Raw genomic sequence first — 26453 nt, 5'->3', positions numbered from 1 at the left:
CCGGGGTTCCGGCGCGCACCGCTACCCGGGGCCCATCGCGGCGGCGGCGGCCTGGGTGAAGAGCTCGACGACCTGCTTGCGGGTCAGCGACGCCATCAGCTGCGCGGCGGCCCGCAGGTCCTCGCCCACCAGCCGGGTGGGCCCGTTCGTCAGGTTCTCGAAGGCGTCGGCGACGACGTCGTCCACGGCGGCGGCGTCCGGTGGCGACTCGTCGGGCGAGCCGATCAGGCCGCGGCTGTATTCGAGTTGGCGCAACGCCGGTGTGTCGGTCTTGCCCAGGATGAGGCCGAGCACGTCGACGCCCTTGTCGTGCAGCTCGGCCCACAGCGCCTCGGCGAAGACCATGTCGAATGCCTTGGACGCGCCGTAGGCGACCATGTTCGGTCCGCCGGCCAATCCGGCGCCGGAGCCGAAGATGACGATTCCCCCGCTGCCCCGCTCGACCATGGCGGGCGCGAAGTGGTGGCACAGTTGCATCGGCGCCATGCAGTTGCGTTGCACCATCGACTCGGCGGCCTCGATCGGATTGGCAAGGAACGGTTCGAAGTTCGGGTCGGCACCCGCGCAGTACACCAGGAAGCCGATCTCCAGGTCGGCGGTGGCCGCCGCGATCGCCGACGCCGCGCAGGGTTCGGCGAGATCGACGGCGAGGGTCCGCGTTTGGACGGATGTCCGCGAGTTGATCTCGGCCGCAACCCGATCGAGCACCGCCTGGCGCCGCGCCAGCAGCACCACGTTGACGCCGCGCTCGGCGAGTCCCGCGGCGAACGCGGCCCCCAGCCCGTCGGAGGCGCCGGCGACCAGCGCCCACGGTCCGTACTTGCTCGCGAATGTCACCTAGGCGCCCCCCACCGTGGTCAGCCGCACCTGGGTGTAGCGGCGGCGCGCGATGCGCCAGCCGGCGTCGGTGCGGACGATCTCGTCGTCGTAGAAGCCGATCGCGTTGACGCCGGATGTGTTGTCGGAGGCCATGATCAGGCCGTCGATGTAGGTCCGCGCGACGGCGCGGTCGCCGTCGACGGTGATGGCCAGATTGCTCAGCCGGTGCATCGTGTGCCCCGCCAGCGCGTGCACCTGCTCCATGAAGTCGGCGACGGCGTCGACCCCTTTCCACGCGCCGATCTCGCCGTAGTCGAGTTCGCAGTCGTCGGTGAACACGGTGCGAAACAGCGCCCAGTCGCGCCGGTCGATCCCGGTGGCGTAGCGCACCAGCAGCTCGGAAATGTCCTGGCGGTCTTCGCGTTCGGTCACTTGACGTCCCCGTTGGGGTGGACCACGATGCGCGGCGGCCCGTCGGACCTGCGGGCGAGGTCGAGTGCGGCCGGCACCTCGTCGAGGCCGATGACCTTGCCGACGCTGGGCAGCGGGTCCAGTCGCCCGGACGCGATGGCGTCCAGCGTTCCGTACCAGTCCTGCGGGTGGGGGCCGCCGCCGAATTGTATTGTGACGCCCTGCCGGGTGGCGGTGGTGATGTCCAGGGTGTCACCGGTATACCAGCCGCCCGCGCAGTAGATCCGGGTCGCCATCTCGGCGGATTCGACGAGCTGCTGGATCAGCCCGGCCGCGCCGACGCACTCGAAAACGACTGCCGGCCCGGGCAATCCGCGTTCGGCGCGGACGTCCCTGAAAGCATCGAACGGTGACTTGTCGGCGGGGTCGACGACGACGTGCGCGCCGAAGCGATCGCGGGCCAGCTCGCGGCGGTCGGACTTGTAGTCGGCCACGATGATCGGCTCGATGCCGCGGGCGGCCAGCGCGGCGACGGCCGAGAGCCCGATCGCCCCGGCGCCGACGACGATGGCGACCTCGCCGTCGTGCATCTGCGCGGACCTGACGTAGAACTCGCCGACGGCGAACGCGTCGGTCAGCGCGACGGCGTCGCTGGAGACGTCGCCGACGACCGGCTTGGCCGCCGGCTCCGAAACCACCAGCAGCTCAGCAAAACTGCCCTGCGCCTCGGGATGCTGGCCGATGATCCGCATGCCGGCCGCGCCGCCGTCGACCAGCCGAACCGGCATCGCCGTCACCCGCGCGCCGACGTCGAACTGGTCGGTGCAGCCGGGCCCGTGCGCGATCACCTCGCCGACGAACTCGTGGCCCAGCACGATGTCGCGATCCGCGTCGTAGCGCGAGCGCCCGGTCGGGTCGTCGATAGCCAGCTCCGGATGGTCCATGAAATGGACGTCCGACGCGCAGATCGCGGTGCTCAGGGTCCGCAGTAACAGCTCGCCCGGGCCGGGCTTGGGGTCCGGCGTCTCACGGACCTGCAGCCGGCCGTCCCGCAACACCACAGCGCGCAATCGTCAGCCTTAAACTTCTCGAATAATCGATATAGAATCTCGAATGTTCGGTATGACTGTAGGAATCCTTTCGTGAAGGAGTCAAGACATCCGCGGATCGCCGTCGGCACCGACCGCCCGGGTACTCGACGTCGTCGAGCTGCTGGCGCGGTCGCCGAGCGCGCGGTTGCGGTTCTCCGACGTCGCGCGCGAGCTCGACCTCACCCAGGCGACGGCGCACGCGATCCTCAAGACGCTGTGCGACCGCGGTTGGGCCAGCCGCGACCCGATCACCAAGACGTTCAGCCTGGGCCCTGCGCTCGCCGTGGTGGCCGCGCGGATGGACACCGCCCGCCCGCTGGCCCACGCCGCGCGTTCGGCGGCGCTGCGGCTCTCCGGTGAGGTCGGCTACGCCGGTTCGGTGGTCGAGCGCTTCGGCGATTCGCTCGTGGTCACGGCCTTCGAGGGCGATCCCGCCACCCAGCCGTCGGGCATACCCGGTGACCGGATCCCGTATGCGCCGCCGTTCGGGGTGGCGCTCGCCGCCTGGGACACCGACGAGGAACAGCGCGCGTGGATCCGCCGGGGTGCCGGCAGCAACGCCGATCGCGCGCGGCGGCTGGAACGCGTGCTGGAGCACACCCGCAAGCGGGGCTTCGACGTCGACTGGACCACGCCCGCGCTGGCGCAAGCCGTCCAGGTGGTCGGCACGCTGGACAGCAACGAGATGCCGACCCCGGTGCGCCACATCCTGGACCAGTTGCTCGTCGAGTTCACCACCATCGGCTTTCTCTCCGACGACAATCCGGGTCGACGCAAGCAGCCCGTGGTGACCATCGCCGCACCGGTTTTCGACCATCGCGGCCGGGTCGCCCTGATGGTCGCGGTGCACCCGCTGTGTCCCCTCAGCGCGCGGCAGATCGGCGTCATCGGCAAGAGGCTCACCGACGAAACCGCGGCCATCAGCGAATCCCGGCCGCGGGCCGAGGCGGCGAATCGCGCGGGGTAGGGCGGCGCACCGCCCCCTTGCGCGGCTCACCGCCCGCATTGAATGATCGGCCATGCGCAAAGACGGCGGCATCAATCGGTGGGAGCTGGTGACCTGTGCGCTCGCGGGGCACGTCACGTACGCGCCCGAGGAGGAGGCGCTGGCCGGCCGGCTGAGCGGTACCACCGGGCTGGGTGAGGTGTGGCGCTGCCTGCGTTGCGGTGAATTCACAGTCGGCGCGCCACACGCGCGCGGGCGCGCCGAGGATGCGCCGATGATCATGCGCGGCAAGGCTTTACGGCAGGCCATCATCATCCGCACCCTCGCGGTGGAACGCTTGTTCCGCGCGGTGGTGATCGCGCTCGCGGCCTATGCGGTTTGGAAGTTTCGCGGCGCTCGGGGCGCCATCCAGGCCACCCTCGACCGCGACCTGCCGATCTTCCGGGCGGCCGGGTTCAAGGTCGATCAGATGACGATCGTGCACGAACTGGAAAAGGCGCTGGCCACCAAGCCGTCCACCCTGGCCCTGCTGACCCTGATGCTGGCCGGCTACGCGCTGCTGGAGGTCGTCGAGGGCGTCGGCCTGTGGTTGCTGAAGCGCTGGGGCGAGTACTTCGCGGTGATAGCCACCTCGGTCTTCCTGCCGCTGGAGATCCACGACCTGGCCAAGGGCATCACGATGACTCGCGCGGTCACCTTCACCATCAACATGGCCGCCGTGATCTACCTGCTGATCTCGAAGCGGCTTTTCGGCCTGCGCGGCGGGCGCAAGGCCTACGACGAGGAGCGCCGCGGTGAGCAACTCCTCGATGTCGAACGCGCCGCTACCGCTTCGGGTGAATGAACACGCCCTCGGCTTCGACCGTGATGCCGCCCTCGTCGGCGAGGTGGCCGACGGCGAACGTCTTGACGCCCTCGGTGCGCTCGACCCGCGCCTGGGCGCGCAACGGTCGGCCGAGTGGTGTCCGGCGCCGGTAGCGCAGGGTGAGGGTGCCCGTGTAGGCGGGCCGTCCGGGCTGGTGGGCCGTGGCGCCCAGCACGTGATCGAGCACCAGCGCGCACACCCCGCCGTGGACGTGGTCCGGCGGGCCCTCGTACGCGGCCCCCAGGACGAACTCGGACCACACCAGCCCGTCCGGGTCGTGGTGGACGACCAGCGGCGGTGCCACCGGGTTGCGCACGCCGACCACGACGTTGCCCCACGCTATGGTCTCGCCGTCCGGCGTCAGCTGCACGCCGAAGGGTCCCGGCCGTAGCGAGGCGCTCAATTCGTCTGCGGCACTGTCGATCCGGGCCTTCGCCACTGCCACCGCCCGCGGGTCGGCTTCGGTGCGGATGCTGACCTCGATGAGCCTGCGGATCGATTCGGCCAGCGGCCCGTACACCGATTCGAGCCGGGCGAAGTCGGTGGCGAGCGCTTCGTCAGTCATATAGTCAACCTACATTTCGCCGGAAGCGGCCGAGGAGTGGAGACCTGGATGGGTACCTATGCGATCACCGGATCGGCGTCCGGGATGGGCCGTGAGACCGCAGACCGGCTGCGCGGCGAGGGCCACACCGTGATCGGCGTCGACATCAAGGACGCCGACGTCACCGCGGACCTGTCGACGCCGCACGGGCGACGAGCGGCCGCCGACGCCGTCCTGGCCGCTTCGGCGGGCCGGCTCGATGGCGCGGTGCTGGCCGCCGGCCTGGGCCCGGGCCCGGGCCCGGATCGTCCGCGCCAGATCGCCCAGGTGAACTACCTGGGCGTGGTCGAGCTGCTCGCCGCCTGGCGACCGGCGCTGGCGAGAGCCGAACACGCCAAGGCCGTCGTCGTCGCCAGCAACTCCACGACGACGGTCCCCGCGGTCCCCGGCCGAACCGTCCGGGCGTTGCTTGCCCACGATGCCGACAGGGCGGTGCGCTCGGTCAGGCTGTTCGGTAGGGCCGCGCCGACCATGATGTACGCCGCGTCGAAAATCGCCGTCAGCCGCTGGGTTCGGCGGCATGCGGTGCTGCCGGAGTGGGCGGGTGAGGGCGTGCGCCTGAACGCGATCGCGCCCGGGGCCATCATGACACCGCTGCTGGCCGAGCAGCTGTCGAATCCCACCGAGGCCAAGGCGGTTCGGTCGTTCCCGATTCCCGTCGGCGGGTTCGGCGACGCCCGGCACATGGCCGACTGGATGTGCTTCATGTTGTCGGACTCCGCCGACTTCCTTTGCGGCAGCGTCATTTTCGTCGACGGCGGGTCGGACGCGTATTTCCGGGCCGACGACTGGCCGAAACCGGTGCCGGCGCATCGACTGCTCGGCTTTCTGCGCCGGTTCAAAAGCGGCCCCAAGGGCCAGCCGGACGTGTGACGGGACCCCGCACCGGCCGCGGTTGTGCGCGACACCACAGCACCGCTTTTCGCGACGTTCATCAACGCGCGGCACATTGGTAAGGGAGACGCGATGAAATGCGATGAGTCGGCCCACCGGCCGAACAAGCGAAGGATCGAAATCGTGGCAACACCGCCGGCCCGGATCAACCAGGGCCCCGCCAACCGCGACGTCGTCGCCCCGATCAAGGCGCGGGCCTGCGACGCGCTGCAGGCCGTGCGCAGAAGCAAGCCGCGCCCGACGGAATTGCGCCTGATGCGCCGGGGTGCCGAACGCTGCTGACGGGTCGCGGCCGACGTGTTTGGATTGCCCCATGGCCGACACCGAACCCGAAACCATCGTCAAAGCCACCCGCGCGATCTCTGCCAGCGCGGAGCGGATTTTCGAGCTGATCGCCGAGCCGTCCAGCCAGCCGCGCTGGGACGGCAACGACAACCTGGCCTCCGCGGCCCCGGGTCAGCGCGTCCGCCAGGTCGGCGACGTGTTCAAGACGACCCTGACCAACGGCGCCGTGCGGGAGAACCACGTCGTGGAATTCATCGAGGGCAGCAAGATCGCTTGGTGCCCAGCGGAACCCGGGAAGCGGCCGCCCGGCCACCTGTGGCGCTGGGAGCTCGAGCCGATCAACGCCACCCTCACCAACGTGACCCACACCTACGACTGGACCGCGCTGACCGACCAGAGCCGGCTGGAGAGGGCCCGGTCGACGACGCCCGAGATGCTGCGCGAATCGATGGACAAGCTCGCCATGCTGGCCCAGGCCGCGGGGTAAGCCATGGCCCTTCCACCGCCGCGAAACGGCCGCGCCGCCATCGTCACCGGCGCCTCCTCGGGCATCGGCGAGCACTTCGCGGAGATACTCGCGCGGCGCGGGTACCAGGTCGTGCTGGTGGCCCGCAGCGCGGGCCGACTCGAAGAGCTCGCCGGGCGGCTGGGCCCGCAGGCGCACCCGCTGCCCGCCGACCTGTCCGACCGCTCCGCGCGGGCCGGCCTGCCCGACCGGGTCGCGGCGCTCGGCCTGACCCCGGACATCCTGATCAACAACGCGGGACTGTCGACCCTGGGGCTGGTCGCGAAATCCGTTCCGGAGCAAGAGATCAACCTCGTCGAGGTCGACGTGGCCGCGGTGGTCGACCTCTGCAGCAGGTTCCTGCCCGGGATGGTCGACCGTGGGCAAGGGGCCGTGCTGAACGTGGCGTCGATCGCCGCGTTCGGCCCGCTGCCCGGCCAGGCGGCCTACGGCGCCGCCAAGGCGTTCGTGTTGTCCTACACCCACAGCCTGCGCGGCGAACTGCGCGGGACCGGCGTCAGCGCCACCGCGCTGTGTCCGGGACCGGTGGACACCGGGTTCGGCGAGGCGGCGGGCTTCTCCAAGGAGGAAGCCGAGGCCGCCCTGCCCCGGATCATGTGGATTCCCGCCGAGCGGGTGGCCCAGGCCGGGATCGACGGTCTGGCCGCGGGCAAGGCCGTCGTCGTCCCCGGTCGCGTCAACCGGGTCGCGTCGGCCCTTTTCCGGGTCGCGCCACCAGAGCTGTTGTTGCCGTTGCTGTCTCGCGGCCACCCCGCCATGAAGCGCGGCTGAGGCTCAGCCGTTCTTGCCGCGCACCCACTGCACCGTGCCGAGCGTGTTGACCCGCACGCTGGCGAATCCGTTGTCTTCCAGGATGTCCGCGATCTCGTCGTCACCGAACGCGTGCGCCCCCGCGTTGGGCAACATCTGCCACAGCCGGGCCGCGCGCCCGGCCGTGGGGACCATGATGGCCAGCCGCCCGCCGGGCCGCAGCACCCGCGCCATCTCGGCGAGGGCGGCCGCCGGGTTCGGGATCAGCTGCAGCACCGCCAGCGAGACCACCGCGTCAACGGTGTTGTCGCGCAGTGGAAGTCGCTGCGCGTCGGCCCGGATGAACCCGACCCGCGGGCCCGCCTCGTTGCGGACCGCCCGCGCAAGCATCGGCTCGGAGATGTCGACGCCCAGCGCCAGCCCGCCCGGGCCAGCGGCGCGCGCCAGCGACGACGTGACGTTGCCCGGACCGGAGCCCACGTCCAGTGCGGTGCCGCCGGGCGGGATGTCGAGCCACTCGACCGGGTGTTGCCAGGCGCTGAACAGCCGGCGGGTAAGGGCCTGGACGTTGTCGTAGAGCATCGACCCGATCGGCGATGCCCAGGCCGCCTGAATCGGGCCGGTGTTTTTCGGGACGGCGTCGTCGCCGGCGGTGCCGAGCAGATCGAGATAGCCCTTGCTGACGTCGGGGTCCGCCGGCGGATCGGCGAGGAGGTCCAGCGCCCGGCGCAACGCGGGAGGCAGCGAGACGTGCACGTCGGTCATGGGTGTCCCTTCGGTCAAACACCAAGCTGTACGCCACAATTGATCGCAGCCTACGCGAGCTTCGTTAACGGTTGACGACGGCGTGCTCGCGCACCAGGGCGCACAACCGCCACTGGCCCGGCACGCCCTTGAGCGCGCTCTCGCCGCGGTCGGCGAACCGGTGCCGCGACCCGGTGACGATGTCGCGCACCGTCGAGGACACCAGCACCTCGCTGGGCCCGGCCAGCGCCGCCACCCGCGCACCGATGTGCACGGCCATGCCGGCGATGTCGTTCTTCAGGGCGCCGCGCACCTCCACCTCACCGGCGTGAACGCCCACCCGGACCTCGATACCGAGCACCCGCACCGCGTCGACGATTTCGTCCGCGCAGGCCAGCGCGGCGCTCGGGCTGCTGAACGTCGCGACGAATCCGTCTCCGGCCGTGTTGACTTCGCGCCCGCCGAACCGCTGCAGTTCGTGACGCACGATGGTGTCGTGGTTGTCCAGCAGGTCGCGCCAGCGGCCGTCGCCCAGCGTCGCGGCGCGCTCGGTGGAGCCGACGATGTCGGTGAACACGATCGTCGTGAGCAGACGCTCGGCGTCCGAACCGCCGCGCATGCCGGTGATGAACTCTTCGATCTCGTCGAGCATCGGCACGGTGTTGCCCACCCAGTACAGGGTGTCGTCGCCCGGTAGCTCGACGAAGCGCGATTCGGCGATGTGCTCGGCGAGGTATTGACCGTGCGCGACCGGGGTGAATTCGGAGCCGGCGCGATGCACGATCAGCGTCGGGGCGGCGATGCGCGGCAGCCTGTCGCGCACGTCGGAGCGCCGGATGGACAGGATCATCGCGCGGGCCATGCTCGGGGACGCCGCGCGGTTGCCGGCGGCGTCCCACCAGGCGCGGAACGCGTCGTCGCCGGCGACGCTGGGCGCGATCATGCCGAGCATGTCGAAGCCGTGCTCGACGGCATCGGGGTCGATCGCGACCGTCGTGTACGGGTCGAGGTCCTCGATCCGGGCGCCGATCGGGTAGTCGGGGGCGTACAAGGTGCGGGCCGCGCCGTTGATGATCACCAGGCTGCTCACCCGTTCCGGGTAGTCGGCCGCCAGCACCAGCCCGGTCATCGAGGTGAAGCCCGGCGCCACGATCGTCGCCCGCTCGCACCCCACGGCGTCCATGACCGAGACGACGTCCCTGGCCCAGAATTCGGGCCCGATCATGTCGACCGACGGCACCCGCGACGACAGCCCGATCCCGCGCTGGTCGAGCCGGATCACCCGGGCGAAGGACGCCAGCCGGCGGTGGAAGCGGTACATCGACGGCTCGGCGTCGACCGAGTCGATCGGGATCGACGGCCCGGGCAGCAGCACCAGGTCGATCGGCCCATCGCCGAACACCTGGTAGGCGATGTCCGTGTCGCCGCAGCTGGCGTATCGGGTTCGCGGTGTCCCTGAAAACCCAGGCACGAGCTAAAGGCTAATCCAGGCCCCCGACAACCCGGAGCCAAGCGTCAACCGCCGAGGATCGGCACCAGGTAGCGGGCGCCGTACTCCCGCACGGCCGCGGGATCGGACGTGTCGAGCCGGTCGGTGGGGAACACGATGATGCCCAGCGCAACGCGCAGCAGGATGTCGGCGATGTTGGCCAGGTCCGGATCGGGGATCCGGCTGCCGCAGCGCCGCAGGGTGCGGGCGATCCCGTCGGCGAATTGGCCGATCGGAAACGCATGCGACCGGGAGAACATGCCCAACAGCTCGGGTTCGCTTTCGACGATCCGCGAATACAGCGGCGAGTCTCCGACCAGGCGCACCCCGAGCGCGAACGCCTCGATCACGGCCTGCCGCGGGTCGCAGCCCGCGGTGGCCTCGTCGAGCGTGGCGAAGAACAGCTCGGCCTCGCGGCGCACCACGTGCGCGAACAACACGTCCTTGGTCGGGAATCGCCGGTAAACGGTGCTGCGGCTGACCCCGGCGCGGGCGGCGACGTCCTCGATGTTCGCGCGCCGCACGCCGTAGGTCTCGAAGACGGCGCGCGCGGTGTCCAGGATGGTGCGCTCGAGGTCGGTCTTCTCGGCGAGGTTGCCGTCGGGGCTGCCGTTCTGCATGGATGCTATCTTGACACAAAGATACGCATTTGTTTCTGTGATTCACAACGGGGGTATGCGTGGGGGCGAGGAGGTTGAGGTGACGGCACAACGGGACTTCGACATCGGGGTGCGCGAGGCGGTGCCCATGCCGGTGGACGACGAGGTCGCCGACGCAACGCCGCGCCTGGGGCCCGACTCGTTGATCTGGAAGTTCTACGGCGATCACCGCACGCAATTCTTCGGGTTCCAGCGCACCGCCGGTGTGGAGAACTGCATCGAGCAGCTCGCCCAGGGCGTGCTCGATCACTCGGTGGTGTTCAGCGACACGTTGGGCCGCGCCAAGCGCACGGCGCCGCCGCTGATGAAGACCGTCTACTCCGACGAGCCGCACGAGTGGGGCCGCAAGGTGCGCGACTTCCACAAGCCGATCAAGGGCACCATCAGCGACGGCTCGAGGTATCACGCGCTGAACCCCGAGTTGTTCTATTGGGCCCACGCCACGTTCGTCGACCAGGTCATCTACATCACCGACACCTTCATCCGGCGGCTGTCGCGGGCGGAGAAGGAGCGGATCTTCGACGAGGGCAAGGTCTGGTACGGCCTGTACGGGGTCAGCGACCGCGGCCAGCCGCAGACCTACGACGAGTTCGTCGCCTATTGGGACGACATGCTGGAGCGATTCGTCCCGCACAAGACCGTGCTGTACGGCACCGGCTACATCAGGAAGGGCATCCCGGGGCCGCGCTGGATTCCCGGGCCGGTCTGGAGGATCCTGTCCGCGCCGATCAACGTCTACACCCGCCTCGTGCTGGTGGGCACCCTGCCGCCGCAGATGCGCGCGGTGTGCGATCTGGCGTGGGATGAGAAGCGGGAGAAGCGATTTCAGCGGTTCGCGGCGGTCATGCGCGCGCTGAACCCGCTCGTCAACCGACTGCCGGTCGCGCTCATCTACCTGCCCTGGGCGGCGGCGGCGTGGCGCCGGGCGGGTGTCGACCCGCGCAAGCTGCACAACCGTCGCCCCGTCGAAGCCTGACGCGGCCGCCGAACTCCGGGGATTGCTGCCCGCCGCCAACACCTGCCAGAGTTGTTGCGGTTCGGACGACGACGGAGGTGCGGTGATGCAGCTGACAGACAACACGGTGCTGGTCACCGGAGGTGGCACCGGGATCGGGCGCGGCTTGGCCGAGTCATTGCACAAGCTCGGCAATCGGGTGATTATCGCGGGGCGACGCCGTGAGGCATTGCGGGAGGTCGCCGAGGCGAACCCCGGCATGCGGGTTCTGGCGCTGGATCAAGGCGATGCCGCCGATATCAGGCGCTTCGCCATCGAGCTGACCGACGGCTATCCGGAACTCAACGTCCTGGTCAACAACGCCGCCATTCAGCGCGTTGAGGACCTCACTTCCAGTGGCCCCGGAACGGCGGAGCTGACCGTCGCAGTCAACCTGCTGGGCCCGATCCGGCTGACCTCGGCGCTGCTGCCGTCGCTGCTGAAAAAACCGCGCGCGGCGATCGTCAACGTATCGTCGGGCCTGGCATTTGTGCCCAGCGCGCTCACCCCGACCTACTGCGCCACCAAGGCGGCGCTGCATTCCTACACCCAGTCGCTGCGTTTTCAGCTCCGCGGGACGTCGGTTCAGGTGATAGAAATCGTTCCGCCGCACGTGCGGACGGGGCTGCAGCGCGGGCGGGGATTCGACTCAGAGGACCCCAGGGCGATGCCGTTGGATGAGTACATCGCCGAGACGATGAGCCTGTTGCAGACGCAACCGGATGCCGACGAGATCATCGTGGAGCGTGTCAGGCCGTTCCGGTTCGCCGAGCGCGACGGTGTTTACGACCAGGTTTACCCCGCCCTCAACGAGGCGATGATGGCCGCACTCGAGCGCGCCGGCGGTTGACGAGGACGCGCTGAGAACGAGCCTTGACCGGCCTACCGTTTGGGCTGTGGACGCGGTCTGGTAGCTGTAGGTTACGAGTCGAGTGGGGTGGGACGGCAGCGCCACCAGGACTTGCCATTTCGGTGAATGCGGTGAAGGTGAACGTAGTAGCAGAGGCCCTGAAGACGGCCACCGACCGGTTGGCCAACCCGGCGCGGATATCGGATCCCGACAGGCTGCGCGCCGCCGTGTGCGGCAAGACCGTGCTGGTGACCGGCGCGTCCTATGGAATCGGCGAGGCGACGGCGCGCCGGCTGGCCGCGGCGGGGGCGAAGGTGCTGGTCGTCGCGCGGTCCGCGGAACGGCTCGACGACCTGGCGGCCGCGATCAACGCCGGCGGCGGCCGCGCCGTCGCCTACCCGACCGACCTCACCGACGAGGCCGCCGTGACCGCGCTGACCAAGCAGGTCACCGAGGACCACGGCCCCCTCGACATCGTGGTGAGCAACGCGGGCAAGTCGTTGCGCCGGTCGCTGCACCAGCAGTACGACCGGCCGCACGACTTCCAGCGCACGATCGACATCAACTACCTGGGGCCGATCTGGCTGCTGCTCGGGCTGCTGCCGGCGATGCGCGAACACGGCGGCGGCCACATCGTGAACGTGTCCAGCGTCGGCGTGCGCGTCGTGCCCGGGCCGCAATGGGGCGCCTACCAGGCGTCCAAGGGGGCGTTCGATCGGTGGCTGCGCAGCGTGGCGCCGGAATTGCACGCGGACGGCGTCGACGTGACGTCGGTCTACTTCGCGCTGGTGCGCACCCGGATGATCGCGCCCACCCCGATCCTGGGCAGGCTGCCCGGCCTGTCCGCGGATCAGGCCGCCGACGCGATCGCCAAGGCCATCATCGACCGGCCCCGCAGCAACGAACCGCCCTGGCTACGACCGGCCGAGCTGGCCTCGGTGCTGCTGGCCGGGCCCGCCGAGCGCGCCGCGAGGATCTGGCACCGCCGGTTCTTCGCCGATTCCGGCGACCGGGAGGACGCCTCGTGACCGACAGCGTGGTCGCCACGACGGCGCGGGCGCTGGCATCGTCGGGGCTGCTGAGCCCGCCCGCACCCGTCGGCGTGCTGCGCCTGGCCCGCGAGGTGTACCGCGGCGGCACGAACCTTTACACCCTGCTCGCCGTCGCGGCGGCCCGGTGGCCGCGGCGCACCGCGATGATCGACGACGACGGCGCCGTCACCTACCGCGAGCTGCAGTCGAAGACCGAGGCGCTGGCGCGCGAGCTCGCTCGCGCGGGTGTCGGATCGGGCCAGGCCGTCGGGGTCATGTGCCGCAACGGACGCAACTTCGTGGCGTCGGCCTTCGCCGCGGCCCTAGCCGGCGCCGACGTGGTCCTGGTGAACACCGAGTTTCGCACCGACGCGCTGGCCGGCGCGCTCAGCGCACACCGGATCGCAACGATGTTCTGCGACAACGAATTTACCGATCAAATACACCGCGCCGACGAATCCATCAACGCGATCGACCCGGCGGCCGTCGAAGCGCGGCCCGGCGAGCCCAGGCCCAAGGTCGTCGGCTCGGGCCGACTGGTTCTGCTGACCTCGGGCACCACCGGTGTGCCGCGGGGCGTCCCGCGGGTCCCGAAGATGAGGCTGGGCGTAGGCGTCGGCATGACGCTGCTCGAGCGCACCGGGCTGCGGGTCGGGACGCGAATGGCGGTGGCGGTGCCGATGTTTCACGGGCTGGGGTTCGGCATGCTGATGATCACCGTGAGCCTGGGCGGCACCGTGCTGACCCACCGGCGCTTCGACGCCGAGGCCACCCTGGCGCGGGCGTCGCTGCAGCGCGCCGACGCGATGAGCGTGGTCCCGATCATGCTGGCGCGCATCCTCGATCTGCCGGAGCGGGTGCGGGCGCGAAACCCGTTGCCGTCCTTGCGAGTCGTGATATCCAGCGGCGACCGGCTCGACCCCGGCCTGGCGCGCCGGTTCATGGACGCCTACGGCGACGTCCTCTACAACGGCTACGGTTCCACCGAGGTCGGCATCGGCGCCCTGGCCACCCCGACCGAGCTGCGCAACGCCCCGGAAACCGTGGGGCGCCCGGTGGCGGGGTGCCCGGTGCGCATCTTCGACAGGAACGGCAGGCCGGTGGGGCCGCGCGTGACCGGGCGCATCTTCGTCGGGGGCGAACTGGGTGCCAAAGGCTACACCGGTGGCGGCGCCAAGGCCGTCATCGACGGCATGACCAGCACGGGTGACATGGGCTACCTCGACAATTCGGGCCGGCTGTACATCGTCGGCCGCGAGGACGACATGATCGTCTCCGGCGGTGAGAACGTCTATCCGCGCGCGCTGGAAAACGCGCTCGCCGACCATCCCGACGTCGCCGAGAACGCGGTCATCGGCGTCGACGACGAGCAGTTCGGCCGGCGGCTGGCCGCGTTCGTGGTTCCGCGCCCGCAGCGCGACATCGACGAGGCGGGGTTGCGGGAGTACTTGAAGGGCAAGGTCTCTCGCTTCGAGCAGCCCCGCGACATCCACGTCGTCGACAGCATTCCGCGCAATCCCGCCGGCAAGGTCGTGCGCAGCCAGCTGTCCAGTTAGCCACCCGGACGGCGCGACATTTACTCGCCGTCCTCCTCGCCCTCCTCGTCCTCCTCGTCCTCCTCGGCGACGCCGACGGTCTTGGCCAGCCAGTTGGGTGCCAGCGCCGAGATCGCGGTGGCCCCGCCCGTGGCGCCCAGCACGCCCGTCCAGGCGACCGGACCCAGCGGCGTGCAGCCGAAGAACTGGCTGATGACCGGGGTCTGCACGATGCCGACCAGCACGCCCGCGCTGCCCAGCGCCGTGGCCACCACCAGCGGGCTGTGCCGCCGCGTGAGCAGGGTCTGCGCCAGCTGCGTGGTCACCAGCGCCGTCAATCCCATTGTCGCCGTGCGGCGTTCGCTGCCGGGCGTCCAGCGCCCGATGGCCCAGGCGGCCGTCGCCCCGGCGGCCGTGACGGCGCCCCGGGTGACGATCTGCCGCATCAGGGGAGCGTCCAGGGAGGGGGTGCGCCCGGTCAGCACCAGGCGGCGGTGCTGGCGCCGGGCCTCCTCGGCCTCCTCGTCGGTCGCGTACTCGGCCTCGTCGGGCTCGACGTATTGCGACGTGACCGCCACCGCCAGCGCGGGGAACATGTCGGTGAGCAGGTTCACCAGCAGCAGCTGACGGGTGCCCACCGGGGCCCGGCCCTGACCGAGCGCCGTCCCGATGATTGTGAACAGCACCTCGCCGACGTTGCCGCCGACCAGGATCGTCACCGCGTCACGAACGCCGGCCCACATGCTGCGCCCCTCGACCAGCGCGTCGAGCAGCACGCCCAGATCCTCGTCGGTCAGCACGATATCGGCGGCCCCGCGGGCGGCCGACGAGCCGCGACCGCTCACCCCGATGCCCACGTCGGCCATCCGGATCGCGGCGGCGTCGTTGGCGCCGTCGCCGACCATCGCGGTCACCCGGCCGCAGCGCTGCAGCGCGGCAACGATCTGCACCTTCTGTTCGGGGCTGACCCGGGCGAACACCTGGACGTCGGCGACGAGCTTGGCGCACGCATCCTCGTCCAGGCCGGCGAGCTCGGCGCCGGTCACCACCCGCGCGTCGGCGGGCATGCCCAATTGATGGGCGATCGCGCGTGCGGTGACGGGATGATCGCCGGTTATCAGCACCACGTTGCGGTCGAGGTCCTCCAGCTCTTCGATCAGCGGGCGCGCCGACGCCCGCGCGGTGTCCGCCAAACCCACATAGCCGAGCAGCTCCAGGTCGACGGCGGCGGCGTCGACGGCATCCGCGTCGGTCTCCTCGTCGTCGGTGGTCCCGTTGTCCCAGCCGCGCCGCGCCACCGCCAGCACTCGCAAACCCCGCTCGGCGAGGCTGCGCACCAACGATTCCGCGTGCTCGCGGTCTCCGTCCGGATCGGCGAACCGGCAGCGCGGCAGGATCACCTCGGGAGCGCCCTTGAGCATCAGGATCGGCGACGACCCGTTTGTGTTGAGCGTGCCTATCGCGGCCGCGAAGCCGCGACTGGACTCGAACGGCACCTCGGCGAGCACCGTCCACTCCGAATCGCCTTGGCCGGGCAGCGAACTCGCGGCGGTGAGGATGGCCTCGTCGGTGGCGTGCGCGTGTCCCTGCCCGTCGTGGGGTTGCGTGGAGGCCCACGCCGCCGCCTTGAGCACGCTCACGGACCGCGGATCGGTGTTGTCGGGGAAGGGATCCCGCGGATCGGCCGCTTCCGGTACCGCGCACACGACGCGCAGCCGGTTCTCGGTGAGGGTGCCCGTCTTGTCGAAACATATGGTGTCGACCCGGCCCAGCGCCTCGATGGTGCGGGGGGCCCGCACCAGCGCTCCGCGCGCCGTCAGCCGCTGGGCGGCGGCGAGCTGGGACAGGGTGGCCACCAACGGCAGGCCCTCCGGGACCGCGGCCACCGCGATCGCGACGCCGTCGGCCACGGCCTGCCGCAGCGACGCGCGCCGCAGCAACGCCAGGGCGGTCACCGCGGCGCCACCGGTCAGCGTCAGCGGCAGGACCTTGCTGGTGAGCTCCCGCAGCCGGGCCTGGACGCCGGCCGACGTCTCGACGTCGGCGACCGCCGAGATCGCGCGGTGCGCCGCGGTGCCCACCCCGGTGGCCACGACGATCGCCCGGGCGTGTCCCGCGACGATCGTGCTGCCCTCGAACAGCATGCTGGCCCGGTCGGGATCGTTGACGGCGACCGGGTCCACCTGCTTGTCCACCGGCAGCGACTCGCCGGTGAGCAGCGACTCGTCGACCTCGAGGTCCTCGGCCATCAGCAGGCGCGCGTCGGCGGGCACCACCTCCGGCGCGGCCAGGTCGATGACGTCGCCGGGCCGCAGCGACTTGGCCGACACCGTGGCCGTGCGGGTGGCGTGCCGGGCCGCCTCCAACCGTCGGCGCGTCGTCGCGACCGCCGGGACGACCACCCGGCGCACCAGCTGGTCCTGCTCGGCGAACAGCTCGGCGGCGGCCGCCTCGGCCCGTAACCGTTGCGCCCCACCGGTTATCGCGTTGACGGTCATCACCCCGGCGACCAGGAGCGCGTCGATGTTGCTGCCGACGATCGCGGACGCGGCCGCCCCGACGGCCAGGATCGGGGTCAGCGGGTCGGCCAGCTCGGCACGCGTGGCGGCGGCCAGCCGCGCCACGCTGCTCAGCGGTCCGCGCAGCGGCGCCAGCGCGGGGCTGTAGGACAGGTCGTCGAGGCGGCGCCGCCACGACGGCGTGCCCGGCTCGACCGCCAACGGCCGCGCGCCGCCGGCCAGCCGCGAATAGACGATCTCGGGGTCCAGCGCGTGCCAGGCGGTTAGCGGCTGCGGGGTGGGATCGGGTAGCCGCAGCACCCGGCCGGCCGAGAAGGTCCCGGCCAGCAACGCCGTCGCCGCGGCCGCGTTGACCGGATTGAGCCAGCGGCGAAAGGTGACCGGGTTGGCGGTCCTGTCCTGCTCGCCGGTGACCAGCAGCAGCCCGGCCAGCGTCGTGCCGCCCTGGGCGAGGTGCACGGCCGATTCGCTGGCCGACCGGGCCACCGGGATCGCCGACAGGATGCGCACCGCGTCGGCCAGGTCGGTGCCCGTGATGATGTCCGCGGTCCACGCCGTGGCGGCGCGCGGATCATCAAGGGCCACACCGACATCGGCGATCGCCAGGGCGGCCAGCGTGTCGGTCGACGCAAAATCGCGGTGCAGCGCGGTGATCAGCAGCACCGGTCCCCGATCCGCCCGCAGCTCGCGCACCAGATTCAGCAGCGGCGTGCCGGGCGGATGCGTCGCGCCGACGCTGGCGGTCAGGTCCTCGGTGCCGGCAACGTGGCGCAAGACCACCCGGGCGCCGGTCCGGTTCGCGGTCTGAAACAACGGGATCGCGTAGGGGTCCACCTCCCAGCCGACGTCGACGCTGCCCACGCATTCGCCGTCGACGATCAGCTCGGCGCTCTCGCGGCCCTGGGCCGGGGTGGCCGACGGGCCTTGCACCGGAACCCATCTCAGCCGCGCGCCGGTCGCCGGCAACTCGTCGGGGTCGGGCTCGGGTGCCTCCTCGCCATGCAGCAGCGCGTCGGCGACCTCGTAGACCCGGTCGTCGTCCCAGCCGGGCGCATCCCCGCGGGAGTGCAGGACCGCGCGGTGGTCGCCGCGCAGCGCGGCGCCGTCGATGACCACCACCTTGACCCGGTCCAGGCGCCGCAGCGCGCCCGGATCGAGGACCAGCTGACCGGAGTTGGCCAGGCCGCGACCCAGCACCGCCGCGAACGCCTGCCGGCCCATGTGCGCCGCCCTCGGCACCCCGGCCTCGATCGCGCCGGCCGCGTCCTCGGTGCCGCCGCCGGCCACCAGCGCGCTCGCGGCGGCGATCAGCGAGCCGTTCGCCGCGGAATCGACGTAGCTTTCCACCGGGCCGGCCATCGAGCCCTTCGCGGTGTCGATCGCGGCGTCGATGGACCCGCCGACCACGACGTGCGACGCCTCGCCGGCCGCCGCTGCGGCCCAGCTGTGCCGCGGCGCCTGCGACTTGGCGCCCGCCGACGAGATGACGGGCACCACCGGGGCCTGGGGCCGCTCGGGCGAGGCGAGGTGGGGTTCGCGGTCCCGCCACACGCGGCGGTGAGCCGTCGCCTCGGAGAGCTGAAGGGTGCGTTGCGTCAGATCGAGCAGCGGGGTTCCGACCGCCTGGGTCAGCCCGTTGGCCGCCGCCGTCGTCGCGGCGAGCGCGATGTCGGCGCCCACCCGGCCCAGCCGCGACTCCAGGATCGACACCATGCGCGGCTGATGGTTGATCAGGGCCGCGGCGGCCCGGGTGGTCTGCGGCGCGGCGGGCAGGCGGGTGACCCAGCCGGTGACCGCGGCACCCACCGCGACCACGTCCATCGCCGCGGCTGTGAGCGGCACAAGGATCGCCAGCGGGTTGCCCGGGTCGGCGAACGGCGCGGAACGGGGCGCCGAGCCCGGCCCCGACGAGGCGATGTCGGCGGCGATGGCGGAAACCGTTTCCCGCACCTCGTCGAGGACGGCGTCGTGGTCGGCCTCGTCGGAGAGCTCGAGCACCAACCGGCCCAGCGACCCCTCGACATGGGCCTTGGCCACGCCCGCAATCCTGCGAACCGGCTCCTCGACCACCGCCGCGTATTCGTGCCAGCGGGGAAAGGGCAGCAGCGGATCCAGGTCCAGGTGCACCCGCGACCCGCTGCGCCAGCGCACGGGCGGGGTGACGCCGTTCGGGGAACCGTTGGGGGAACCGTTCAATCCGAACGCCCGGCCCGCCGAACTGGTTACCGAGTGCACCACCGGGCCGGCCAGCTCCACCACCGGGGTGGCCAGCATCTGCACGGTGCCCGCGGCGTCGGCCGCGGTCGACACGCCGGCCCGCACCACCTGGGCCGCACCGCCGGTGACGCCAGCGACGACGCTGGCTACACCCGGAATCCTCATCTGGTCACCCTTCGATCACCTCTACCGCGCCTATACTCCTGGCGTCTCGAGGGCCTGTCCACATATCGCCTCGACGGCGCGCCGTGGGATGGCGGCGATGACTGTGGCGGGCTTACCTACTTTGGGGCAATCCAAACGCGGTGAACGACGCGCGTCATCGATGCATGGGGCATAAAGCCCCATGGCGCGTTGACTTTCGGCCGGCCCTGCAATCCACGTAGGCCACTCCCACGCGGGCCGTATTCCTCTCGTTCGCGGCCGTCTCCCCGGCGAACATCGGAGTCGGCCACATCAAGTACCTAAATATCGAGGGGGGAGCATCACCATGGCCACACTCATCAATCAACCGCCGGCCGGCAACCCCGGTTACCCGTCCTACCGGCCTTACCCGCCCTACCCGCCGGCCATGCCGTGGCCCGGACAACCTCCCAGGCGGCCCTGGTACCGACGTCCGGGACCCCTTGTGGCCCTGGTCGCGAGTGGAATTCTGGCCTTGTCCGCGGCCGGCTTGTCATTTGACAACACGCCGCCGCGGCCGTCGTCGGGGTCGAGTTCTCCCACAACCGGCGTCGTAGCCGCGCCGCCGCCGCCCAGCACCGTCACACTCACACCTACCCCGCCGCCGATGGACGTCCAGTTGCGGGCGTGGCTGGCCGGCACGCTGGAGCCGATCCAGGAGCTCCGGGGCGCCTTCCAGCGAGTCAGCGTCGCGGCGGAGAACAAGGACATCGCGGGCGTCGGCGCGGGCTGCCGCGACGCCTACGCCGCCAACGCGGAGTTGCAGCGGAAAATGCCTTCGCCGGATCCCGCGCTGAATGTCCCGCTGCAGCAGGCGATCAGTGACTACGACACCGGCCTGCACTACTGCATCACCGGCGTGCAGGACTATGACGTCAACGAGTTGAGCCGCGGCGGGACCTTCGTCCAAGAGGGCAACGCCTACATGGAGCAGGCCGTCGAGATCCTCAAGCGGGACCTGTCCGACTCCAACCTGGTGGCGTAGTCGGCGCCGGATCCCAACGGTCCCAACGACATACGGCCGCCCAAAGCAAGAGTGCGCGGTAGCCGTCCAACGGCTACTCGCGCACTATTGGGCTTGCGAAGATTTCGCTTTACAAGATCCGGTGGTTTGCCCTGTCCACCTGATAGCCGGCCGGGAAGGACTTCTCGATGACCTGCAGCTGGTGGTCCACCCTGGACTCGAGCTCGAGAACTACGCAGCTGTCGCCGAGAGTCTTCGATTCGAGGACGATGTACCGCTGGCCGCAATCGGTGATCGGGTCGCCCGAGTGCAATCTCTCGACGGGCACTGACTCCGGGGTTCCGTTCTCCTCCATCCATGACACGTTAGGTCAACTCCGCGGATCAGGGAATAGTTCTCCCGCCGGGCGTCAGGGCGTGTCGGCCCCGGGCTGCTTGAAGAACACGCTCACGCGGGCGATCAAACCGTCGTCTCCCTGCTCGAACAGGATGCATTCCGGCCAGGTGGTGGCGACGCCGTCGATCACGAACGTCTCGCTCAGTTCGGCGAAGGACAGCCGGCCGTCCACACGCGAGACCCGCTGGACCTGCAACCGATGGCCCTGCAGGTTGGTGCAGACCTTGCGCAGGTAGGCCACGTAGTGCGCCTTGCCGTCGACGCGGTCGCAGAACGGGCCCTCCCGGGTCAGGCCCTCGTCGGCGATGGTGTCGGCCAGCCCATCCCAGTCGTGGGCCGCCAGGCAGTCCAGGTAGCGCTCCACCACGCCGGTGCCGATCTCAACTGCGTTGCCCATGGCGTCTACGGTAAGCCGCGCCGGGCTAGGTTGTCTCCCATGAGCTGGTGGACCGCCCACGCCGAGCGGACGATGACCGAAGACGTGCCCGCGCCGCCCGATCGGGTCCGCGACTTCTACGTGGACCTGAACAACATCAAGCTGGTGCATCCGCTGATCGTGTCCGTGGAAGCGCTGTCCCGCATCGAAACCCCCGACGGTTACCGGCAAAGCTATCGCGTGGTCGACCGAATCCCGTTGGGGCCGTTCGTCATCCGGACCACCTATCGCGCGCGGCTGCAGGTGCCCGCCGTCGGCGACGTGTTGACCGAGGCCGACCAGTCCCCCGGGGTGCGCCTGCGGGGCACGGTGAGCTTCGAGCCGGCCGGCGGCGGCACCCGGGTCACCGAGCGAATCCGGATCGCGGCGCCGCGGCCGCTGGCCGCGGTGACCACCCGAGAGGCGGTCAAGGCGCACATCGCGATGCTGGGCGGCATCCGTCGCCACTTCGAATCCGCTTGAGCGGGATGCGTCAATTCACCGCTTGACCCACTCCGAATTCAACGCGGACTCCGACAGATACTTCGTCGAACTCCATCCGCCGTCGACGACGATCGTTTGGCCGTTGATGAAACTGCCCCCCGGCGAGCACAGGAACGCGACGGTGCTGGCGACGTCGTCGATGGTGCCCAACCGCTGATGCGGCGTCATCTCGGTGTTCATCTTGCGGAATCGCTCGTCCTGCAAGCGTTTCTCGACCATCGGCGTCAGCGTCACGCCGGGCGCGACGGCGTTGCAGCGGATGCCCGACGCCCCGTACTGGCAGGCGATGTGGGTGGTCAGCGCGGTCAGCCCGCCCTTGGCCGCGGAGTACGCGCCGCCGCGCAGCCCGCCGACGACCGCGAACGTCGACGTGAGGTTGATGATCGCCGACCCGGGCCCCATGTGCGGCAGCGCCTCTCGGGCGAGCCGGAACGGGGCGCGCAGCATCAAGCCCAGGAAGTAGTCCAGCGTCTCGTCGTCGGTTTCGTGTAGCGGCTTGGGGCTGCCCACCCCGGCGTTGTTGATCAGGAAGTCGACGTGACCCCACCGAGTGACCGCCGCGTCCACGATGCGTCGCGGCGCGTCGTCGTGGGTCAAGTCGGCGGCGACCGTCGCGACGCGATCCGGATCCCCGACGGCCCTTTCCAACTCGGCCAGCCGGTCCCGGTCGCGGCCCGTGCCGACGATCGCCATGCCCATCCCGGCGAGTTTCGTCGCACACCCGAGGCCGATGCCGCTGCTTGCTCCCGTGACGATTGCGACCTGCATCTCACCCATCCTGTGTCTGTGTCGACGCCTGCATCAGAGCCGCCCGGATCCGATGCTTGAGTATCTTCCCCGCGTCGTTCTTCGGCAGCGCGTCCCAGATGACCACCTGTTCCGGCGCCTTGAACTTCGCGACCCCCTTCGCGGTCAGGAAAGCGAGCAGGCTCGCGACGTCCGGTCTCGCCGCGCCCGCGGGCACGATCACCGCGCAGGCCCGCTCCCCGGTGCGCTCGTCCGGCAGCCCGACGACCGCGATCTCGGCGATGCCGGGATGCTCGGCGAGCAGGTCCTCGACCTCCTTCGCCGAGATGTTCTCGCCGCTGCGGATGATGACGTCCTTGGCCCTGCCGGTCACGACGAGGTACCGGTCCTGCTGGTATTCGACCCAGCGCCCGAGATCCCCGGTGCGGAAAAACCCCTCGGCGTCAAACGCGTCGGCGTCGTGCTCGGGATGCCGGTAACCCAGCAGCATCTGCGGGCCGCGCACGCGGATCTCACCGTCGCCGGCCGGGGCGGCCTCGTGCGTGACGAGCTTGATCTCCGCGATGCCGGGCCGCCCGTCGGTGTCCGCGGCGCGGTCGGCCTCGTCTCGCCCCGGTGCGCCGATGGTCGAGACGGGCACCTCCGTGCAGCCGTACACCCGGGTGACGACCGCCCGGTCGAAATACCCTGCGGCGCGGCGGATCAGCGAGGGCGAGACGGCGGCGCCGCCGCAAATGAACACCTTGAGATCGGGCAGCCGGGTTCCGGCGCGCTCGGCGGCGGAGAGCAGCTGCTGCAGGAACGGCGTCGCGCCGGCCATGTGGGTGCACCGCTCGCTGTTTATCAGGGCCACCGCCGCGGCGGGGTCCCACCGGTCCATGAGCACCGCTGTGGTGCCCAGCAGCAGCGGGCATTCGAACGCGTAGATCGAGCCCCCGATGTGGGCGATCGGCGACGGGACGAGAAACGTGTCGCCCGGGTCGACGGCCCAGTGGTCGCGGATCTGGCAGATCAACGCGTGCAGCGAATTGTGGCTGTGCAGAACGCCTTTGGGGCGGCCCGTGGTGCCGGAGGTGTACAGGACCATCCGCACGGAGTCGGGATCCAGCGGCGGCGGCGTCGACGCGCCCGAATCCTCGAACAGCGCCGCATACGGCGTGTGCGGACCGCCGGTTTCAGCGCCGCGCAGCACCACCACCTCCGGTGCGGAGGCCATCGCCGCGGTCACCCGGTCGAGCATCGCCGCGAAATCGTGTCCGCCGAATCGGTGCGGGACGAAGATCATCGCGGTTTGCGCGTCCTCGAGGATGAAGCGCAGGTCGTGGTCGCGCAGCGACGGCAGGATCGGGTTCACCACCATCCCGGCCAGCGTCGCCGCCAGGTAGACGACGGCGGCCTCGTGCCAGTTCGGCAGCATGAACGACACGACGCTGCCGGGCGCCATCCGCGCCAGCAGGGCGGACGCCAGCCGGTCGGCCCGGGTGTACAGCGTGGCGCAGTCCAGCCGAGTGCCGTTGTCCACCAACACGGTTCGCCGCGGCGACGTCTCCGCCGCCGCGCGCAGCGCATCGGCCAGCGTGGTGTGCACAAAGAGCCCGCGCCGGTAGGCCTCCGCGGCGCTCGGCCTAATCATTCACGCGGCGCATGGTCATCGCATACCGAAAGCTCGACGACAGGTGAGTGTTGATCGTAACCTGGGCGACCTCACCGTCGGAGGTCTTGTAGGTGCGCCGCATCTGCAGGGCGGCCGTCCCGGGCTCGGCCCCGAGCCCGTCGGCGAGTTCGGGGGAGAGCAGCACCGCGGCGATCTCCTGATGCAGTTCGGCGATGGTCACGCCGAACAGGTCCTCGATCAACGGAAAGATCGGGCCGGCGTGGCGCTGCAGCAGCCTGCCGACGGCGGCGAACGTGCGGCTGATGTAGTACTCCGTTCGGCACAGCGGCACCGGCGCGCCGTCGGGTTGCCGGTAGCCGCACACGGACAGCCACTGTGTGCCGGCCTGCAGGCCGGTCCGGGCGGCGAGCTCGTCGTCGACCGTCACCATCGCGCTGGACTCGATGTTGAGCTGCGCGCCGGCCGCGAACGCGAGCAGGTCGTCGATCGACATCACGTCCTGCGCATAGGAACTGGACGCCGGCCGGGGAACCACGCGGGTGCCCGCCCGGGGTCGCGACGCGACGAGGTTGTCCTCGCGCAGCCGCCGCAGCGCCTCGCGAACGGTGTAGCGGCTGACCGCGAACCGCTCGCACAACTGGTGTTCGGTCGGCAGCCGCGAGCCCACGGGATAGACGCCGTCGACGATCTCCTTGCGCAGCGTGCGCGCGATCTGCAGGTAGCGGTGCTCGCTGGAGACGGCCTGGGTCATCAGCGGCCGTCCCGTGACCGGCGCACGGCCAGGACGCTGCCGTCGCCGTCGGCCGAGACGTAGAGCGTCCCGTCGGGCGCGGCGGCGATGCCGGCGAAGGGGCCCTGGGGCCCGGAGAACGGCGGCATCCCCTTCAGCGGCTTGGGCACCACCCCCGGTGGCGGGCCGACCGGCAGGCCGGACGCGATGGTGCTGCGCACGTTGGTGTCCAGGTCGACGGCGATCAGCTCCTTGGCGCCGGCGTCGACGATGTAGAGCACCCGGTCGCGTAGCAGGATGCCTTGCGGGCGTTGCAGATCGGCGACGACGGTGTCGGTCCTCGACCCGTCGACCCGAACGACGGTTCCGGCGCCGGCCTCCGCCACCAGGCACGCCCCGTCCGCGTCGATCGCGACGCCGACCGGGTCGCGCAGGCCGCTGGCCAACACGTCGAGGCCACCCGACCGTACCGACAGCAGCCGGCCGGTGCCCAGTTCGGCGACGACCACGCCGCCGGCACCGAGCGCGACACCGTACAGCTGGTCGAAACCGTCTGCCAGCACCTCGCTTTCGCTCGCCGCCGGGCGGTAGCGGGCGACCTGGCCGCCCGAGGTCGTCACCACGAATTCGCCGGGCCCGCTCGGCGCGACGCCGCGCAGGAATCCGGGATAGCCGGGGCTGAACAACATCCCCACGGTCCGCAGCGACCCGTCGGGTCCGGCGGCATAGAAGTAGGTGCCGTCGGCGATGTAGAGCTGCCCGTCGTGACCCACGGCCAGATCCAGCGGCCAGTTCAGCCCGCCGGGCAGCACCGTTCGCGTCGTGCCGTCGGGCGATATCTCGGTGATCTCCCCGGTGAAGTTGGACACCAGCACCTTCTCGCCGACGAACGCGCAGTTGTCCAGGCCCGGACTCAGTTGGGCCAGCACCCGCCGTTCGCCGCCGCGCGGATCGATGCGCAGCACCTGTCCGCTGGCCACCTGGGTCGACACGATGTGGCCCCGCGCGTCGAACTTCACCGAGTCGGGCACGCCGAGATCGCTTGCGACGCACTGTGGTTCGCCGCCGTCGGGATCGATGCGCCAGATCTCGTTGGCGCCCATCACCGGGAAGTACAGCAGGCCGTCCGGGCCGACCTCCATCGCATTCGGCGAGGGCACGTTCTCCAGCAGCACCCGCGACGGCCCGCCGCCCAGATCGAGCTCCAGCAGGCGCCCGCCCTCGCGGCATTCGCCGATGAACAAGCGGCCCCGATGAACGGTGATGCCGTTGGCCGACGGGACATCGTCGCGCAGCACCCGGGTTCGGCCCGCGCTGTCCAGCGCGCTGACCCGGCCGTCCATCACCTCGGTCGCGTAGAGGTTGCCGCTCGCGTCGAAGGCGACGTCGTCGGGCGCCACGATCGCGCCGCCCTTGGCGCTCACGGTGACCAGTTGCCCGGTGCGGGGGTCCAGCGCGCTGATCTGACTGCCGGTCACCTGGGCGATGTAGACGCGACCGTCCGGGCCGGTGCGCAGACCGTTGGCGCCGAACAGGCGGCTCGGGGCGGTGACCCGCTCGAGTCGCCAGCCCGGCGCGACGTCGACCGGATGATCCACCGCGTACCGCGACGTCCGCGAGGACACGGCCTGCGAATTGGACATGTCTCGCCGAGATCCTTCCCGCTAGCC

26 protein-coding genes are annotated in these 26453 nt (G+C 70.7%); 12 read left to right on the top strand and 14 right to left on the bottom strand.

Annotated elements, in window-relative coordinates:
- Positions 1–21: 21 nt before the first annotated feature.
- Genes AC5Y6X_RS15555 through AC5Y6X_RS15545 form a run of 3 tightly spaced genes read right to left on the bottom strand, consistent with a single transcriptional unit; the run spans position 22 to position 2291 of the window.
- Positions 22–837: an SDR family NAD(P)-dependent oxidoreductase gene (locus AC5Y6X_RS15555; RefSeq protein ID WP_499987339.1), complete on the bottom strand. Its 816-nt coding sequence runs from the start codon at positions 835–837 to the stop codon at positions 22–24.
- Positions 838–1251: a nuclear transport factor 2 family protein gene (locus AC5Y6X_RS15550; protein WP_499987338.1), complete on the bottom strand. Its 414-nt coding sequence runs from the start codon at positions 1249–1251 to the stop codon at positions 838–840.
- Complete coding sequence (locus AC5Y6X_RS15545) at positions 1248–2291, bottom strand: zinc-binding dehydrogenase (RefSeq protein ID WP_499987712.1); 1044 nt, start codon at positions 2289–2291, stop codon at positions 1248–1250. The genes AC5Y6X_RS15550 and AC5Y6X_RS15545 overlap by 4 nt, the downstream gene beginning before the upstream one ends.
- Before the next feature lie 97 nt (positions 2292–2388).
- Between AC5Y6X_RS15545 and AC5Y6X_RS15540 the strand changes: the two genes are divergently transcribed.
- Together AC5Y6X_RS15540 and AC5Y6X_RS15535 are read left to right on the top strand one after the other, a co-directional pair.
- A complete protein-coding gene (locus AC5Y6X_RS15540; protein WP_499987711.1) occupies positions 2389–3288 on the top strand; it encodes an IclR family transcriptional regulator in 900 nt (299 codons plus the stop codon).
- A gap of 52 nt (positions 3289–3340) precedes the next feature.
- Positions 3341–4111: a DUF2127 domain-containing protein gene (locus tag AC5Y6X_RS15535; protein WP_499987337.1), complete on the top strand. Its 771-nt coding sequence runs from the start codon at positions 3341–3343 to the stop codon at positions 4109–4111.
- Here the strand turns inward: AC5Y6X_RS15535 and AC5Y6X_RS15530 are convergent.
- Positions 4092–4697 (bottom strand): PaaI family thioesterase, encoded by a 606-nt coding sequence (locus AC5Y6X_RS15530; protein ID WP_499987336.1) that lies wholly within the window; start codon positions 4695–4697, stop codon positions 4092–4094. The two genes, AC5Y6X_RS15535 and AC5Y6X_RS15530, sit on opposite strands and share 20 nt — an antisense overlap.
- A 48-nt stretch (positions 4698–4745) precedes the next feature.
- Here AC5Y6X_RS15530 and AC5Y6X_RS15525 point away from each other — a divergent pair, with 48 nt between their 5' ends.
- The 4 genes from AC5Y6X_RS15525 (at position 4746) to AC5Y6X_RS15510 (ending at position 7212) form a co-directional block, all read left to right on the top strand.
- On the top strand, positions 4746–5609 hold the full coding sequence (locus AC5Y6X_RS15525; RefSeq protein WP_499987335.1) for an SDR family oxidoreductase: 864 nt from the start codon (positions 4746–4748) through the stop codon (positions 5607–5609).
- Positions 5610–5753: 144 nt separating this feature from the next.
- A complete protein-coding gene (locus AC5Y6X_RS15520; RefSeq protein ID WP_499987333.1) occupies positions 5754–5912 on the top strand; it encodes a hypothetical protein in 159 nt (52 codons plus the stop codon).
- A 31-nt stretch (positions 5913–5943) separates the two neighbouring features.
- Positions 5944–6402 carry an SRPBCC family protein gene (locus AC5Y6X_RS15515; protein ID WP_499987331.1) on the top strand — a complete coding sequence of 153 codons (459 nt, stop codon included), beginning with the start codon at positions 5944–5946 and terminating at the stop codon, positions 6400–6402.
- A gap of 3 nt (positions 6403–6405) precedes the next feature.
- Positions 6406–7212 carry an SDR family NAD(P)-dependent oxidoreductase gene (locus tag AC5Y6X_RS15510; RefSeq protein WP_499987329.1) on the top strand — a complete coding sequence of 269 codons (807 nt, stop codon included), beginning with the start codon at positions 6406–6408 and terminating at the stop codon, positions 7210–7212.
- Positions 7213–7215: 3 nt separating this feature from the next.
- Here AC5Y6X_RS15510 and AC5Y6X_RS15505 read toward each other — a convergent pair whose 3' ends face one another.
- From AC5Y6X_RS15505 to AC5Y6X_RS15495, 3 genes are all read right to left on the bottom strand, one after another.
- Positions 7216–7956: a class I SAM-dependent methyltransferase gene (locus tag AC5Y6X_RS15505; RefSeq protein WP_499987327.1), complete on the bottom strand. Its 741-nt coding sequence runs from the start codon at positions 7954–7956 to the stop codon at positions 7216–7218.
- Positions 7957–8020: 64 nt separating this feature from the next.
- Positions 8021–9406 (bottom strand): bifunctional lipase/adenylate cyclase LipJ, encoded by a 1386-nt coding sequence (gene lipJ / locus AC5Y6X_RS15500; protein ID WP_499987326.1) that lies wholly within the window; start codon positions 9404–9406, stop codon positions 8021–8023.
- 44 nt (positions 9407–9450) lie between these two features.
- Positions 9451–10044, bottom strand: coding sequence for a TetR/AcrR family transcriptional regulator (locus AC5Y6X_RS15495; RefSeq protein ID WP_499987324.1), 594 nt, complete (start codon positions 10042–10044; stop codon positions 9451–9453).
- Between the two features lie 55 nt (positions 10045–10099).
- Here AC5Y6X_RS15495 and AC5Y6X_RS15490 point away from each other — a divergent pair, with 55 nt between their 5' ends.
- From AC5Y6X_RS15490 to AC5Y6X_RS15475, 4 genes are all read left to right on the top strand, one after another.
- Positions 10100–11059: an oxygenase MpaB family protein gene (locus AC5Y6X_RS15490; protein WP_499987322.1), complete on the top strand. Its 960-nt coding sequence runs from the start codon at positions 10100–10102 to the stop codon at positions 11057–11059.
- A gap of 85 nt (positions 11060–11144) precedes the next feature.
- The gene (locus AC5Y6X_RS15485) at positions 11145–11927 is read left to right on the top strand and encodes an SDR family oxidoreductase (protein ID WP_499987709.1); all 783 of its coding nucleotides are present in this window, start codon (positions 11145–11147) and stop codon (positions 11925–11927) included.
- Between the two features lie 137 nt (positions 11928–12064).
- Positions 12065–12955 carry an SDR family NAD(P)-dependent oxidoreductase gene (locus AC5Y6X_RS15480; protein WP_499987320.1) on the top strand — a complete coding sequence of 297 codons (891 nt, stop codon included), beginning with the start codon at positions 12065–12067 and terminating at the stop codon, positions 12953–12955.
- Complete coding sequence (locus tag AC5Y6X_RS15475) at positions 12952–14514, top strand: AMP-binding protein (protein WP_499987319.1); 1563 nt, start codon at positions 12952–12954, stop codon at positions 14512–14514. The genes AC5Y6X_RS15480 and AC5Y6X_RS15475 overlap by 4 nt, the downstream gene beginning before the upstream one ends.
- 20 nt (positions 14515–14534) lie before the next feature.
- Here AC5Y6X_RS15475 and AC5Y6X_RS15470 read toward each other — a convergent pair whose 3' ends face one another.
- Positions 14535–19394 (bottom strand): cation-translocating P-type ATPase, encoded by a 4860-nt coding sequence (locus AC5Y6X_RS15470; protein WP_499987317.1) that lies wholly within the window; start codon positions 19392–19394, stop codon positions 14535–14537.
- A gap of 625 nt (positions 19395–20019) precedes the next feature.
- On the opposite strand from AC5Y6X_RS15470, the gene AC5Y6X_RS15465 reads away from it, so the two are divergent.
- Positions 20020–20397, top strand: coding sequence for a hypothetical protein (locus AC5Y6X_RS15465; RefSeq protein WP_499987315.1), 378 nt, complete (start codon positions 20020–20022; stop codon positions 20395–20397).
- Between the two features lie 109 nt (positions 20398–20506).
- On the opposite strand, the gene AC5Y6X_RS15460 is transcribed toward AC5Y6X_RS15465, so the two are convergent.
- The gene (locus tag AC5Y6X_RS15460; RefSeq protein WP_324675470.1) at positions 20507–20731 is read right to left on the bottom strand and encodes a hypothetical protein; all 225 of its coding nucleotides are present in this window, start codon (positions 20729–20731) and stop codon (positions 20507–20509) included.
- Positions 20732–20785: 54 nt separating this feature from the next.
- On the bottom strand, positions 20786–21169 hold the full coding sequence (locus AC5Y6X_RS15455) for a nuclear transport factor 2 family protein (protein ID WP_499987314.1): 384 nt from the start codon (positions 21167–21169) through the stop codon (positions 20786–20788).
- Between the two features lie 39 nt (positions 21170–21208).
- Between AC5Y6X_RS15455 and AC5Y6X_RS15450 the strand changes: the two genes are divergently transcribed.
- Positions 21209–21670 (top strand): SRPBCC family protein, encoded by a 462-nt coding sequence (locus AC5Y6X_RS15450; protein WP_499987311.1) that lies wholly within the window; start codon positions 21209–21211, stop codon positions 21668–21670.
- 15 nt (positions 21671–21685) lie between these two features.
- Here AC5Y6X_RS15450 and AC5Y6X_RS15445 read toward each other — a convergent pair whose 3' ends face one another.
- Genes AC5Y6X_RS15445 through AC5Y6X_RS15430 form a run of 4 tightly spaced genes read right to left on the bottom strand, consistent with a single transcriptional unit; the run spans position 21686 to position 26426 of the window.
- Positions 21686–22468 (bottom strand): SDR family NAD(P)-dependent oxidoreductase, encoded by a 783-nt coding sequence (locus AC5Y6X_RS15445; RefSeq protein ID WP_499987310.1) that lies wholly within the window; start codon positions 22466–22468, stop codon positions 21686–21688.
- Positions 22461–24071, bottom strand: coding sequence for an AMP-binding protein (locus AC5Y6X_RS15440; protein ID WP_499987308.1), 1611 nt, complete (start codon positions 24069–24071; stop codon positions 22461–22463). The genes AC5Y6X_RS15445 and AC5Y6X_RS15440 overlap by 8 nt, the downstream gene beginning before the upstream one ends.
- Entirely contained in the window at positions 24064–24804 is a 741-nt protein-coding gene (locus tag AC5Y6X_RS15435; RefSeq protein ID WP_499987307.1) for a GntR family transcriptional regulator, read from the bottom strand. Before AC5Y6X_RS15435 ends, AC5Y6X_RS15440 begins: the two co-directional genes overlap by 8 nt.
- A complete protein-coding gene (locus AC5Y6X_RS15430) occupies positions 24804–26426 on the bottom strand; it encodes an SMP-30/gluconolactonase/LRE family protein (protein WP_499987305.1) in 1623 nt (540 codons plus the stop codon). Before AC5Y6X_RS15430 ends, AC5Y6X_RS15435 begins: the two co-directional genes overlap by 1 nt.
- Positions 26427–26453: the final 27 nt, after the last annotated feature.

The organism is Mycobacterium sp. NGS26 (assembly GCF_059813025.1).
The sequence above is the reverse complement of the archived record's forward strand: the minus strand, read 5'-3'. Positions and strand labels throughout refer to the sequence as shown.